Source organism: Salinispora cortesiana, assembly GCF_000484695.1.
Lineage (GTDB): Bacteria > Actinomycetota > Actinomycetes > Mycobacteriales > Micromonosporaceae > Micromonospora > Micromonospora cortesiana.
Map to the genome: position 1 here is coordinate 49,539 of NZ_AXVR01000012.1, position 13,553 is coordinate 63,091.

The window sequence follows — 13,553 nt, forward strand, 5'->3', positions numbered from 1 at the left end:
CTCACTCGTCCGCCGGCGCGGCCACGCACGGTCCCCCCGCCCACCACGGCTCGATCAGCCGGAGCACCTCGTCCCCGAACGGGTTGACCCCGGGACCGGCTGCGAGCGCATGCCCGAGGTGCACGTGCAGGCACTTGACCCGATCCGGCATCCCGCCGGCGGAGATTCCGGCGATCTCCGGCACATGACCGATCGCCTCCCGGCGCCGAAGGTAGTCCTCGTGCGCGGCGCGGTAGCGCGCGGCCAGCTCCGGATCCGCCGCGAGCCGGTCGGCCATCTCCTTCATCAGCCCGGCGGACTCCAGTCGGCTACAGGCCGCCGTCGCTCGGGGACAGGTCAGGTAGAAAAGCGTCGGGAAGGGCGTGCCGTCGGCGAGCCGCGGTGTCGTCTCCACCACGTCGGGCATGCCGCACGGACAGCGGTGGGCCACCGCCCGGGTGTCCCGGGGCGGGCGGCCGAGCTGTCCCGCCACCGCGGCCAGGTCCGCTGGGGTAGCCGGCTCGGGTCGCGGCAGGGGCACGGAGGAGGCCGCCGGCTCCTGCGGTGGTACGACTGTCACGGTGTCCTTCCTCGTTCGGTGGCGGCACTCACTCGCCGGACGGTTCCTGATCCGCGGCCGTCACGCTCGACCACAGCGTTTCGTACCACCGGTCAGCCCCGGCCAGGCCGTCGCCGGCGGGCTGATCCGCCGCCTCGGCCTCCCCCGGCGGGTTCGGGAGCACGATCAACAGCTGCTCGCCTTCGCGGCCCATGAAGAAGCGTTCTCGGACCTTGGCCTCAAGGTACTTCTGGTCCTGCCACTTCGCGGCCTCGGCGGCAAGCTCCTCGATCTCCGCCCGCTGCGCCGCCTGGGCGGCCTCCATTCGGGCGATGTCGGCCTGCTGGTCAAGGTAGACCCGGACCGGATAGGTGTAGCCGAGAGCGAGGGCGACCAGCACCGCGACCAGCACGGTCGCCCGTCCGGTGCCCCATCGGGGGCGGGGTGCGGAGAGTCGCTTCACCGCACCCCCGGGAGCCGACCGCCGAACGGCGGGCCGGTTCGCCGAACGGGCTCCGTCGGCGCCCCGGACCGTGCCCGGGGAGCGGCTGTCGGTCGCCCGCGACTCGGCGCGGACGCCGCCCGCACGGACCGGCCGGGCAGCACCCGACCGACCGGCCTGACCTGGCCGCCGGAGCGGACGCTGTCCGCCCGGCGTGCGGCGCTGCTGCATCCTCTGGCCCCTCCCCCGAAGGTTGCGCGTCGGTCAGGCAGAACGGTAACGCGGGAACGCGCCCGCCCCGGCGTACCGCGCGGCGTCAGCCAGCTCCTCCTCGATTCGCAGCAGCTGGTTGTACTTCGCGACCCGGTCAGAACGGGCCGGTGCACCGGTCTTGATCTGGCCACAGCCGGTGGCAACCGCGAGGTCGGCGATGGTGGTGTCCTCGGTCTCGCCGGAGCGGTGGCTCATCATGCACCGGAAGCCGGCCCGGTGGGCCAGGTCCACCGCGTCCAGGGTCTCGGTGAGCGAACCGATCTGGTTGACCTTCACCAGGACCGAGTTGGCGGCGTTCTCGGCGATACCGCGGGCGATCCGCTGCGGGTTCGTGACGAACAGATCATCGCCGACGATCTGAATCCGGTCCCCGACGGAAGCAGTCAGCGTGCGCCACCCGGACCAGTCATCCTCGGCCAGCGGGTCCTCGATCGACACGATCGGGTACGCGTCGGCGAGCTTGGTGTAGTAGCTGCTCATCTCCTCCGCGGTCTTCGCGGCACCCTCGAAGGTGTAGGTGCCGTTCTCGAAGAACTCGGTCGCGGCCACGTCGAGCGCGAAGACGATGTCGGTGCCGAGCCGGTAGCCCGCCTTCTCGACCGCCTCCGAGATCAGGTCCAGCGCGGCGGCGTTGGTCGGCAGGTTTGGCGCGAAGCCACCCTCGTCGCCGAGACCGGTGGCGAGCCCCTTCTTTTTCAGCACCGACTTCAGCGCGTGGTACACCTCAGTGCCGGAGCGCAGGGCCTCACGGAACGTCGGCGCACCGATCGGCGCGATCATGAACTCCTGGATGTCGACGTTGGAGTCCGCGTGCGCCCCACCGTTGAGGATGTTCATCATCGGAACCGGCAGCAGGTGCGCGTTCGGGCCGCCGAGGTAACGGAAGAGGTTCAACTCCGCGGCGCCAGCGGCAGCCTTCGCCACCGCCAGGGAGACGCCCAGGATCGCGTTGGCGCCGAGCTGGCTCTTGTTGTCCGTACCGTCGATGTCGAGCATCTTCTGGTCGATCAGCCGCTGCTCGCTGGCCTCGTACCCGATCAACTCGTCGACGATCTTGTCTTCAATGTTCGAGACCGCCTGGGCAACGCCTTTGCCGAGGTAGCGGTCCTTCTCACCGTCGCGCAGCTCGATCGCTTCGAAGGCACCGGTGGAGGCACCCGAGGGCACCGCAGCGCGGGCGATCGTGCCGTCATCGAGCCCCACTTCGACCTCGACGGTCGGGTTGCCCCGTGAGTCGAGAATTTCCCGGGCGACGATTCCCTCGATGGTTGCCACTGAGTCGCTCCTCGTGTGTGTGCCGATCGTTAGTGGCCGCGACGGTGCGGCGGGGAAGGTGTTGCACGCAGCGTATCGGGCGGCGATCGAGCGCGACGCGGCACCCGGTGGTTGATTCCCCGGCCGCGCCGTCGAGTGCCGACCCTTTCCGGCCAACAGCACGCCCGACATTCCCGTATTCTCCGATGTCAACCGGCATCGGAGTTTGCACGCGCTCGTTCCGATCGGCGAGGCTGGTCGGCATGTCCGCCATCTCGACCCCGCTCCGCCTGCTCGCTGCTGCCGCCATCGCGTCGCTTACCGTTACCGGTTGCCAAAGCCTCGACGAGGCCGGTCAGACCATCAGCCACGCCGGTCTGGTCAACGACCTCGCGAACCGGCTGGACGGGTCCCTGATCCGGACCTACACGGCCGACTACCAGCTCACGTCGGGGCAAACCGCGACCATCGCGCAGGCCCAGGAGCCGGCCCGCGCCACATACCACTGGCCGGCCGGCCGGCTGACCGCCACCGAGGAGGCGACGACCCGGTGCGAGACCGCCGATGGGCGGACGGCCTGCACGGTCGAACCGCCGCCGGCCAACCCGGACAAGCCCGCAGTGGCTGTCTTCGCCGCCGCCGAGGGGCAGGGGTTGGTCACCCCGCCAGCGGTGCTGGAGCTGTTGACCGCCGCCGCCCTGGACCCGGAGTCCACCATCACCAGCAGTGAGACCACTCTGGCCGGGCGGCAGGCGACCTGCGTCCAGGTGCGCCGGGCGGCCGGCGACCTCACCGTCTGCGTCACCGCCGAGGGGGCGTTGGGCAGCTTCGCCGGTCACCTGGACGGCGATCCGGTCACCGTGACGATGACCAGCTACCGGGAGACCGCGGACGACCCGATGTTCGAGCTGCCGACGGAGGCCGACGTGGTGGACCGTTCGACAAGCCCGGTGTCACCTTAGCCCGATTTATGGCATATGTTCGCTTTCATGTCTTTCTAGCGCCTGTTGTCGGTTTAGCCTACTGGTGACTGCTACCGCCATCTGGTAGCCGAGGAACCTGACCCCCTGGTCTGCGGTGTTCCTCGCCGTTCACGGGGAAGGACACCGACACCGCGATGAGCCATCAGCACGACACCCACAAACCCGGTCTCCCTGCCCGAAGCCGAGCAGGGTCACGACGACGGTGGTGGGCCGCCGGGCTGGCCGGAATGACCGGTCTGACCCTCACCACCACCACCACCACCGTCGGCGCCGCCGCCAACCCGGCCGCCCACGCCCTGCTCAACGAGCCCGCGAAGACCGCGGTTGACAACCACCGCGACCGGGGCAAGAGCTCCGACAACCGCAAGGAAGAGAAGCCGAAGGGCACCCCCGTACCCTGCGACACGGACGCCCTGATCGCCGCAATCACCCTCGCCAACGCCCGCGGCGGCGCCACCCTCAACCTCGCCACAAACTGCACCTACCTGCTCACCACCGACATCGACGGCGCCGGACTCCCCGCCATCACCACCCCCATCACCCTCAACGGCGGCAAACACACCACCATCGAACGCGCCGCCGCCATCGACCAGTTCAGAATCCTCACCATCAACACCGGCGGCGACCTCACCCTCAACCAGCTGAAGATCACCGGCGGCCACACCCTCCTCGACGGCGGCGGCGGAGTACTCGTCAACCCTGGTGGAGCATTAACCACCAACCACAGCACCATCACCCGCAACATCTCCGGCGGTGGAACCAGCGGTGGCGGCATCACCAACTTCGGCACCGCCCAAGTGAGACACTCCACCGTCAGCCACAACACCGCCACCGACGTCGGCGGCGGCATCGCCAGCTTCGGCTGGCTGGAGAGCACCGACTCCAAGTTGGACCAGAACATCGGAATCATCGGCGGCGGCCTCTTTGCCGTCAACGCCACCGTCAGCGGTGGAAGTATCTCCAGGAATCAGGCAATCAGGTCTGGTGGCTTCTCCGTCTTCATGGGCACCAGCCGGGTTGTCGGCACTCGAATCTCGAAGAACACCGCCGACGCCATCGGCGGCGTCGGGGTGGAGGGGGCCGGACAGCTGACCCTGCGGCACGTCAGCCTCACCGACAACACTGCGGGGAACGTCGGTGGTGTGTTCATCCAGGGAGGCATGGGCGTCGACAGCGCTGCGGTAATCGAGGACAGCACCATCAAGGGGAACTCCACCAACGCCCTCGGCGGTGGGCTCCTCAACGAGGGGCAAACGGTGTTGCGGCGCACACAGGTCATCGGCAACCAGGCCGACCAGGGCGGCGGCATCCACAACAGTGTCCTCGGCCGGCTCACCCTCCTCACCACGAAGGTCGTTGGCAACATCGCCGTCACCGAAGGCGGCGGCATCCTGAACCAACCGGGTGGCACCGTCAACCTGAACACCGCCACCGGCACCGTGGTCGTCAAGAACCGACCGGACAACTGCGTCAACGTCCCCGGCTGCTCGGGGTAGCGCGTCGCCTCGAACTCACATCGGTTCCGTCCCGCCGCGAGAGCTGGCGGGACGGAACTCAGCTACCGGTGCTGCCCGCGCGTTCCGCCCGGCGGACGGCCTCGGCGTGGGCGAGGGCGGCACGGCGCAGGGCCGCCTCCGGATCTAGCCCGGAGGCGCGGGCGGCGGCCACCACAGCCAGCAGTTCGGCGCCGAGCTGAGCCTCCGGGTCGACCTGAGACTGCGACGGCGGGGGCGAGACGGCGAGCCGCACCCGGGCGGCCCGGTCAATGATCTTGGCAGCCAGGGCGAGGGCGGGCTGGCTCAGGGCGATGCCGTCCAGCACCGAGTCACGCGCCTTCTCCGCCCGCTTGATCCGCTCCCAGTTCTCCTCGATCTGGGCAAGGGTGCCGGCCTGCTCCTCGGCGAAGACGTGCGGGTTGCGTCGCACCATCTTGTCGACCAGCCCACCGGCCACGTCGTCCACGCTCCACCGCTCGCCCTCGGGCAGCTCCTCGGCGAGCCGAGCATGCAGCACCACCTGGAGCAGCACGTCCCCGAGTTCCTCGCGGAGCGCGTCGGTGTCGCCAGCGCTGATCGCGTCGTACGCCTCATAGCACTCTTCCACCAGATAGCCAGCCAGGCTGCGGTGGGTCTGCGCCCGCTTCCACGGGTCACCGCCGGGCGAGGCGAGCCGGTCCAGCACCGCCACCGCGTCGAGCAGCCGCGCTCCGGGCGGATCCCACGACCCGTACAGCAGCTCCAACTCGGCGAGCCCCGGCTCCCGGGCCAGGCGAAGGCCCAGCTCCCGAGCGAGCGACTCGTCACCCGTCGGGCCGGCGAGCCAGACCGCACCACCGCGGGCGGTGGCGGTGTCGAGCAACGCCGGGGTGGCCGGACCAGCCACGACGGTGACCTCGGCGCCCGCGACCCGAAGCGCCGCCGTCAACTCGCTCTCCGCCCCGGCCAGCACGGGACTCTGGCGTACGACGTCCCACGCGGCCGCGGTGAGCAGCCCGGCCGGCAGCCGCGGCGAGGTGACGAGCAGTGTGATCCGCGCCGCCATGCTCAGGCCGGCTGGTCCGCCCCGGTCGGCGGCAGCGGCTCCGGGCTGGAGACATCGGTGACCGCGTCCGAACCGGGCTCACCCAGGAGCACACTCACCGCCGCGACATCCTGCGAGAAGTTCAGCACCGGGAACTCCAGCGGCCGGTAGCGGGGGTTGACCGTGACGTCGTACTCCCCGGCAGCCTCCGCAAGTGCCCGGCGGCTCGCCAGCCCGTTGCGCAGCTGGGGGCCGTCGAGCTGACCGGCGACCACCGCATCCGGAGTGTCCGGAGGAATCACTCCGGCCGTCCGCCCAGCGGCGATCACGTCCGCGAGCTCCTGCTCGGTCGGGGCGACCGAGTCGCCGATCGGCAGCCCGGAGAGGCAGGTGTAGAGGGCGGCCAGCTGTCGCACATACTCCGACTCCGGAGGCAGACCGAGCTGACCGGCGAGCGCGACCGGCTCCGTCCGCCCCTGCGGCTGGTAGCCCCGGTCAGCGGAGACCTGGTCACACACGGTGCCGAGTACCAACGCGCTGACGACCTCAGACCGGGACGGCGGCTGCGGGGCCAGCCCACCGAGCTCGGGCGCCTCCGTCGCGGCGCTGCTGTCCCGCAGCTCGTCGAGGAGGCTGTCCACGGTGTTCTCGGTGATTTGCTGGTCACCCACGTACGCGGCGACACCCGGCTCGGTGCGACATCCGGTGAGGGCGACGAGGCCGACCACCAGGCTGACGGCGGCGACAAGACGGCGAGCACGCATGATGGCAACTCTCTCACGCCCGCGGCCCAGGACCCCCACGCCCCCACGCCTCGCGCCCGCCGGCTGAAGCTGCGCCACGTCACCGCCCGCCGTGCGCCGTTGAGTCGGCGGCACCGGCCAGCTCCCGGGGCGGACCGAGCACGTCGGCGAGGAGCTGCCCACACCACTCCAGCAGCGTCTGGTCGCGCAGGGGCTCGCCGCCGACCCGCCGGGTACTCGGCCGGGGCACGCTGACCTGCTCCAGCGCCTGCTTGTAGACCGCGTCCGGGTGATAGCGCTTGAGCCGCAGCTGCTTCGAGTCCGGTAGCGGCAACGGGCCGAACCGGATGTTGCGACCCTGCATGCTGACATCGGTGAGCCCGTAGTGGCGGGCAAGCAGCCGGAACCGGGCCACCGCCACCAGGTTTTGCACCGGGGCGGGCGGCTCGCCGTAGCGGTCGGTCAGCTCGGCGACCACCGCGCGCAGCCGCTCCTCGTCTCGGGCCTCGGCGAGCTTGCGGTACATCTCCAGCCGCAGCCGCTCCACCCCGACATAGTCGTGCGGCAGATGGGCATCCACCGGCAGATCGACCTTGATCTCCGGCTCCTCCTCCGGGCGCTCCCCCTTGAAGGCCTGCACCGCCTCCCCGACCATCCGCACGTACAGGTCGAAACCGACGCCCTCGATGTGGCCGGACTGCTCGCCGCCGAGCAGGTTGCCGGCGCCCCGGATCTCCAGATCCTTCATCGCCACGTACATGCCGGCACCGAGCTCGGTGTGCTGGGCGATGGTCGCCAACCGCTCGTGGGCGTGCTCGGTGAGCGGCTTGTCCGACGGATAGAGGAAGTACGCATACGCCCGCTCCCGGCCCCGACCGACCCGGCCCCGGATCTGGTGTAGCTGGGCCAGGCCGAGCAGGTCGGCCCGCTCGACGATCAGGGTGTTGGCGTTCGGGATGTCGATGCCGGACTCGACGATCGTGGTGCAGACCAGGACGTCGAACTCCTTCTCCCAGAAGCCGACCATGACCCGCTCCAGGGCCTCCTCACCCAACTGGCCGTGCGCCACCGCGACCCGCGCCTCGGGCACCAGTTCCCGCAGCCGCCGCGCCGCCCGCTCGATCGACTCCACCCGGTTGTGCAGGTAGAAGACCTGGCCGTCCCGGAGCAGTTCCCGGTGGATGGCGGCGGCCACCTGCCGCTCGTCGTAGGCCCCGACCGCGGTGAGCACCGGGTGCCGCTCCTCCGGCGGGGTGGCGATGGTGGACATCTCCCGAATGCCGGTGATCGCCATCTCCAGGGTCCGGGGGATCGGGGTGGCCGACATGCTCAGCACGTCAACCGAGGCCCGCACGGACTTCAGGTGCTCCTTGTGCTCGACGCCGAAGCGCTGTTCCTCGTCCACGATGACCAGCCCCAGGGAGCGGAACCGGGCGGACGCCTGCAGCAGCCGGTGGGTACCGATGACGATGTCGGCGGTGCCGGCGGCGGCCAGCTCCAGGGTCTGCTCGGCCTCCTTCGGCGTCTGGAACCGAGACAGCTGGCGAATCGTCACCGGGAACTGGCTCATTCGCTCGGCAAAGGTGTTGTAGTGCTGCTGCACCAGCAGGGTGGTGGGCACCAGCACCGCCACCTGCCGGCCGTCCTGGATCGCCTTGAACGCCGCCCGGACCGCGATCTCGGTCTTGCCATAGCCGACATCGCCGCAGATCAGCCGATCCATCGGGACGGTCTGCTCCATGTCCCGCTTGACCTCTTCGATCGCGGCGAGCTGGTCCGGCGTCTCCTGCCAGGGGAACGCATCCTCCAGCTCCCGCTGCCATGGGGTGTCCGGGCCGAACGAGTGCCCCTTGGAGGCCTTGCGGGCGGCGTAGAGCTGGATGAGCTGCGCGGCGATCTCGCGGACGGCCTTGCGCGCCCGAGCCTTCGACTTCTGCCAGTCCGAGCCGCCCATCTTGTGCAGGGCCGGCTGTTCACCGCCGACATACCGGGAGAGCTGGTCGAGCTGGTCGGTGGGGACGAAGAGCCGGTCGCCCGGCTGGCCGCGCTTACTCGGGGCGTACTCGATAACCAGGTACTCCCGGCTGGCCCCGTTGACCGTGCGCTGCACCAACTCGACGTAGCGGCCGATGCCGTGCTGCTCGTGCACCACGTGATCGCCGGCCCGCAGCTCCAACGGATCGATGGTGTTGCGCCGGCGGCTCGGCAGCTTGCGCATGTCCCGCGTCGACGCGCCCCGGCCGCCGGTGACGTCGTCCCCGGTTAGCAGGACGAAGCGGGACGCCTCGGCGACGAAGCCACCGGTCAGCGACCCCCGGCTGACCAGGATCTGGCCGGCGGTCGGCGCCGAGGTCACCTCGTCAACCAGGCGGGCGCCGAGCCCGGCGTCGTGCAGCACCTCGACGGCCCGCTGGGCCGGGCCGTGCCCCTCGAAGACCAGTGCGACCGACCAGCCCTCGCCGGCCCAACGCTTCAGTTCGTCCACCACCCGCGCCGTCTCACCGTGGTAGAGCGGCGCGGGCTGGGCCGCCACCGTCACCGCGATCGAGTCGTCCGGGGTGACATCGACCTCGTCCGGCTCGTCCTCCCACGGCTGGCCGGCGGGGGCCGGCTCGGCCAGCCCGAACGGGGAGATCGTCCACCACGGCTGCCGCAGCTCGCGGGCCCGCGCGCGGACGTCGCCGAGCGTCCGGAAGGCGGCCGCGCCGAGGTCGATCGGGGCCGCGCCGCCGACCGCGGCCGCGGCCCAGCTCGCCTGAAGGAACTCCGCCGAGGTACGCACCAGGTCGTGCGCCCGGGTACGAATCCGCTCCGGGTCGCAGAGCAGCACGTGGGTCCCCGCGGACATGGTGTCCAGCAGCAGCTCCATCGAGTCGGCGCCGATCAGCACCGGAGCGAGCGACTCCATTCCCTCGACCGGAATACCTTCGGCCAGCCGGTCGAGGATCTCCGCCAGCTCCGGATGCTCCGCCGCCAGCACGGCGGCCCGCTTCCGGACGGCCGGGGTGAGCAGCAGCTCCCGGCAGGGCGGGGCCCAGAGTTGGTCAACCTGCTCGATGGTGCGCTGGTCGGCCACGGCAAAGGTACGGATCTCCTCCACCTCGTCGCCCCAGAACTCGACCCGGGACGGATGCTCGTCGGTGGGTGGGAAGACATCGAGGATGCCGCCGCGCACCGCGAACTCACCGCGCTTGGTGACCAGGTCCACCCGCGCGTACGCCATGTCGGTGAGCCGGCGCGCCACATCTTCGAGATCAGCTTCGTCGCCGGCGGACAGCCGCACCGGCTCCAGCTCCCCCAACCCCTTGAGCTGGGGTTGCAGCAGGGACCGGACCGGAGCGACGACGACCCGCAGCGGGCCACTGCGCCCCTGCGCGTCGGTCGCCTCGGGGTGGGCGAGACGACGGAGCACCGCCAGTCGGCGACCCACCGTGTCGGAGCGCGGCGAGAGCCGCTCGTGCGGCAGAGTCTCCCAGGACGGAAAGACCGCCACCTGGTCGGTGGGGATCAGGCTGCCCAGCGCGGCGGCGAGGTCGTCCGCCTCCCGGGTGGTCGCGGTGACCGCCAGCACCGGGCGCGCCGCGCCCCCCACCGGCTCGTCGGCCGCCACGGCGGCGACTGCGAACGGACGCAGCGCCGGCGGTGCGGTCAGGTCGAGCCCGTCGACCTGGGCCGCGCCGGATCGCGCCAGGTCCCGGGCCCGGGCCAGGGCCGGGTCGGCGAGGGCGGCGGCGAAGAGTCCGGTGAGCATATGATCACTTCCACGGCGACGGCACGACGAGCGCCCCCCGTCCGGCTGGACGAGGGGTTGACCCGTTGACCCTATCGCTCCAAGAGCGGGTCAACGGCCACGTGACGCGGATCCCCGGCGGGCCGAAGCGGCTCGCCAAGAGTGAACAAGGACACCCCGTGGGTTCCGCCCGGTTCCCGCGGTTACCATCCTGGGAGTCGGACAGCGCTGTCCTTCGTACTCACGTAAGGAGCGCATCGTGACCGACCAGCACGACCACGACGGCCCCGACGCCGCACTCCGCGCCGACATCCGCCGCCTCGGCACCCTGCTCGGCCAGACCCTCGCCCGGCAGGAAGGGCGGCCCCTGCTCGACCTGGTTGAGGAGATCCGCGCCCAGGTTCGCACCGACGCTCCGGCCGCCGCGCAGCGGCTCGCCGGGCTGGATGTCGCCACCGGCACCCGGCTGGCCCGCGCCTTCTCCACCTACTTCCACCTGGCCAACATCACCGAACAGGTCCACCGCGCCCGGGATCTGCGGCGCCGTCGGGCCGTTCAGGGCGGCTGGTTGGACCAGACCGCCAAGATGATCGCCGAGCGCGGCGTTCCCGCCGAGGAGATCGCGGCGGCGGCGCGGCGGCTGGCCATCCGCCCGGTCTTCACCGCCCACCCCACCGAGGCGGCCCGCCGCTCGATCCTGTCCAAGCTGCGCGCGATCGCCGACGAGTTGGACACCGAGACCATCAACGCGGTCCTCTACGGCGCCAGCGACGAGGGCCCGGCCAACCGCCGCCTCGCCGAGTTGCTCGACCTGATGTGGCAGACCGACGAGCTGCGGCTCGACCGGCCGGACCCGACCGACGAGGCGCGCAACGCCATCTACTACCTACGCGACCTCTACGCCGAGGCGGCGCCACAGGTGCTCGACGACCTCGCCGACACGCTCCGCACCCTCGGGGTGGAGACCTCACCCACCGCCCGGCCCCTCACCTTCGGCACCTGGATCGGGGGCGACCGGGACGGAAACCCGTTCGTCACCCCCACGGTGACCCGGGAGGTCCTCGCCATCGCGCACGAGCACGGCCTCGCCGCCACCGAGAAGGCCATGGACCAACTGATCAACGAGGTCTCCGTCTCCCGGCGGTTGCGCGGCGTCTCGCTCGACCTCTCCGCGAGCCTCGCCACCGACCTGGACGCGCTGCCCGAGGTGGCACCCCGGTTCCGTCGGGTGAACGCCGAGGAGCCGTACCGGCTCAAGGCCCGGTGTGTGAAGGCGAAGCTCGCCAACACCCGGCAGCGGCTACGCCAGGGCACGGCACACACGCCGGGACGGGACTACCGCGGGTCGGGTGAGCTGATCGCCGACCTGGAGCTGCTGCGCGCCTCGCTGGCCCGCAACTCCGGTCAGCTCACCGCCGTGGGCCGGCTCGCCTCGACCATCCGTACGGTCTCCGCCTTCGGCCTGCACCTCGCCACCATGGACGTCCGCGAGCACGCCGAGAAGCACCACGAGGTGTTGACCCAGCTCTTCGGTGCGGTGGGCGAGGTGTCCGACTACCCGGCGCTGAGCCGGCTGGAGCGCACCAAGCTCCTCGCCGACGAGCTGGCCGGGCGCCGGCCCCTGTCTACGCTCGACACTCCGCTGACCGAGTCGGCCCGCCGGACCTTCGATGTCTTCGGCACCATCCGGGAGGCCCAGGACCGGTTCGGAACCGAGGTGATCGAGTCGTACATCATCTCGATGACCCTCGGCGTGGACGATGTCCTCGCCGCCGTCGTGCTGGCCCGCGAGGCGGGGCTGGTGGACGTGCACAGCAGCCGGGCCCGGATCGGCTTCGTACCGCTGTTGGAGACCCCCGCCGAGTTGGACGCCGGCGGTGACCTGCTGGACGAGCTGCTCTCGCTGCCCGCCTACCGCGCCCTGGTCAGCGCCCGCGGCGACGTCCAGGAGGTGATGCTCGGCTACTCCGACTCCAACAAGGAGGCCGGCATCACCACCAGTCAGTGGTCCATCCACCGGGCGCAGCGCGCCCTGCGGGACGTGGCCGCCCGGCACGGTGTGCAGCTGCGGCTCTTCCACGGCCGGGGTGGCACCGTCGGCCGAGGTGGTGGGCCGACGCACGATGCGATCCTGGCCCAGCCGTACGGGACCCTCGACGGCGAGATCAAGGTGACCGAACAGGGCGAGGTGATCTCCGACAAGTACAGCCTGCCGGCGCTGGCCCGGGAGAATCTGGAGCTGACGGTGGCCGCGGTGCTCCAGTCGACGCTGCTGCACACCGCGCCCCGGCAGCCGGCCGAGATGCTGGAACGCTGGGACGCGACGATGGACGTGGTGAGCGCGGCGGCCTACCGGTCGTACCGGGACCTGGTCGAGGATCCGGACCTGCCGGCGTACTTCTGGGCGTCCACCCCGACCGAGCTGCTCGGCGCGCTGAACATCGGCTCCCGACCGGCGAAGCGGCCGAACACAGGTGCCGGGCTCGCCGGTCTGCGGGCCATCCCGTGGGTGTTCGGCTGGACCCAGACCCGACAGATCGTTCCCGGCTGGTTCGGCGTCGGCTCCGGGTTGGCGGCGGCCCGCGCCGCTGGCCACGACGTGCTCGCCGAGATGCACCGCAGTTGGCACTTCTTCCGGACGTTCCTGTCGAACGTGGAGATGATGCTGACCAAGACCGACCTGACCATCGCTCGGCGGTACGTGGAGACGCTGGTACCGAAGAAGCTGCACCCGATCTTCCACAAGATCGAGCAGGAGTACGAGCTGACCCGGCGGGAGGTGCTCGCCGTGACCGTCTCCCCGGAGCTGTTGGAGAACGCGCCGGTGCTCCAGCGCACGCTGGCGGTACGGGACACCTATCTGGAACCGCTGCACCACCTCCAGGTGGCGTTGCTGCGGCAGTACCGGGACTCCGGCGCACCAGGCCGGGCGGTGGTGACGGCACCGGGCAGCCGCCGGGCACCCAGCGACGGCACCGCCCTGGAACGTGCCCTGCTCACCACGGTCAACGGCATCGCCGCCGGCATGCGCAACACCGGCTGAACACCATGGACGGGCCGGTGCGCCGGC

General features: G+C 70.9%; 9 protein-coding genes. 3 read left to right on the top strand and 6 right to left on the bottom strand.

Annotation, left to right across the window (positions count from 1 at the left end; genetic code table 11):
• Window position 1 precedes the first annotated feature (1 nt).
• From K228_RS0108145 to eno, 3 genes are read right to left on the bottom strand one after another with little or no spacing between them, the layout of a single operon-like run.
• Window positions 2-559, bottom strand: coding sequence for a DUF501 domain-containing protein (locus K228_RS0108145; RefSeq protein WP_025617992.1), 558 nt, complete (start codon window positions 557-559; stop codon window positions 2-4).
• A 28-nt stretch (window positions 560-587) separates the two neighbouring features.
• Window positions 588-1,211 carry a septum formation initiator family protein gene (locus K228_RS0108150; protein ID WP_025617993.1) on the bottom strand — a complete coding sequence of 208 codons (624 nt, stop codon included), beginning with the start codon at window positions 1,209-1,211 and terminating at the stop codon, window positions 588-590.
• Between the two features lie 33 nt (window positions 1,212-1,244).
• Window positions 1,245-2,528, bottom strand: a complete 1,284-nt coding sequence (gene eno, locus K228_RS0108155) for a phosphopyruvate hydratase (protein ID WP_025617994.1) — start codon at window positions 2,526-2,528, stop codon at window positions 1,245-1,247.
• Window positions 2,529-2,770: 242 nt separating this feature from the next.
• Here eno and K228_RS0108160 point away from each other — a divergent pair, with 242 nt between their 5' ends.
• Both K228_RS0108160 and K228_RS0108165 read left to right on the top strand, forming a co-directional pair.
• Window positions 2,771-3,469: a hypothetical protein gene (locus K228_RS0108160; protein ID WP_025617995.1), complete on the top strand. Its 699-nt coding sequence runs from the start codon at window positions 2,771-2,773 to the stop codon at window positions 3,467-3,469.
• Window positions 3,470-3,624: 155 nt separating this feature from the next.
• Window positions 3,625-4,986, top strand: coding sequence for an autotransporter outer membrane beta-barrel domain-containing protein (locus K228_RS0108165; RefSeq protein ID WP_025617996.1), 1,362 nt, complete (start codon window positions 3,625-3,627; stop codon window positions 4,984-4,986).
• 58 nt (window positions 4,987-5,044) lie between these two features.
• On the opposite strand, the gene K228_RS0108170 is transcribed toward K228_RS0108165, so the two are convergent.
• The 3 genes from K228_RS0108170 to mfd all read right to left on the bottom strand — a co-directional run bounded on the left by K228_RS0108170 (window position 5,045) and on the right by mfd (window position 10,504).
• The gene (locus K228_RS0108170; RefSeq protein WP_025617997.1) at window positions 5,045-6,031 is read right to left on the bottom strand and encodes a nucleoside triphosphate pyrophosphohydrolase; all 987 of its coding nucleotides are present in this window, start codon (window positions 6,029-6,031) and stop codon (window positions 5,045-5,047) included.
• Window positions 6,032-6,033: 2 nt separating this feature from the next.
• Window positions 6,034-6,774 (bottom strand): hypothetical protein, encoded by a 741-nt coding sequence (locus tag K228_RS0108175; RefSeq protein WP_025617998.1) that lies wholly within the window; start codon window positions 6,772-6,774, stop codon window positions 6,034-6,036.
• A gap of 79 nt (window positions 6,775-6,853) precedes the next feature.
• The gene (gene mfd, locus K228_RS0108180; RefSeq protein WP_025617999.1) at window positions 6,854-10,504 is read right to left on the bottom strand and encodes a transcription-repair coupling factor; all 3,651 of its coding nucleotides are present in this window, start codon (window positions 10,502-10,504) and stop codon (window positions 6,854-6,856) included.
• Between the two features lie 238 nt (window positions 10,505-10,742).
• On the opposite strand from mfd, the gene ppc reads away from it, so the two are divergent.
• Window positions 10,743-13,526 carry a phosphoenolpyruvate carboxylase gene (gene ppc, locus K228_RS0108185; protein ID WP_025618000.1) on the top strand — a complete coding sequence of 928 codons (2,784 nt, stop codon included), beginning with the start codon at window positions 10,743-10,745 and terminating at the stop codon, window positions 13,524-13,526.
• The last annotated feature ends 27 nt before the right edge of the window (window positions 13,527-13,553 follow it).

Bases quoted from the DNA above. Each gene is read 5' to 3' on its own strand.
- K228_RS0108165 (WP_025617996.1), top strand. From the start codon at position 3,625: ATGAGCCATCAGCACGACACCCACAAACCCGGTCTCCCTGCCCGAAGC.
- mfd (WP_025617999.1), bottom strand. From the start codon at position 10,504: ATGCTCACCGGACTCTTCGCCGCCGCCCTCGCCGACCCGGCCCTGGCC.
- K228_RS0108150 (WP_025617993.1), bottom strand. From the start codon at position 1,211: ATGCAGCAGCGCCGCACGCCGGGCGGACAGCGTCCGCTCCGGCGGCCA.
- K228_RS0108170 (WP_025617997.1), bottom strand. From the start codon at position 6,031: ATGGCGGCGCGGATCACACTGCTCGTCACCTCGCCGCGGCTGCCGGCC.
- K228_RS0108160 (WP_025617995.1), top strand. From the start codon at position 2,771: ATGTCCGCCATCTCGACCCCGCTCCGCCTGCTCGCTGCTGCCGCCATC.
- K228_RS0108175 (WP_025617998.1), bottom strand. From the start codon at position 6,774: ATGCGTGCTCGCCGTCTTGTCGCCGCCGTCAGCCTGGTGGTCGGCCTC.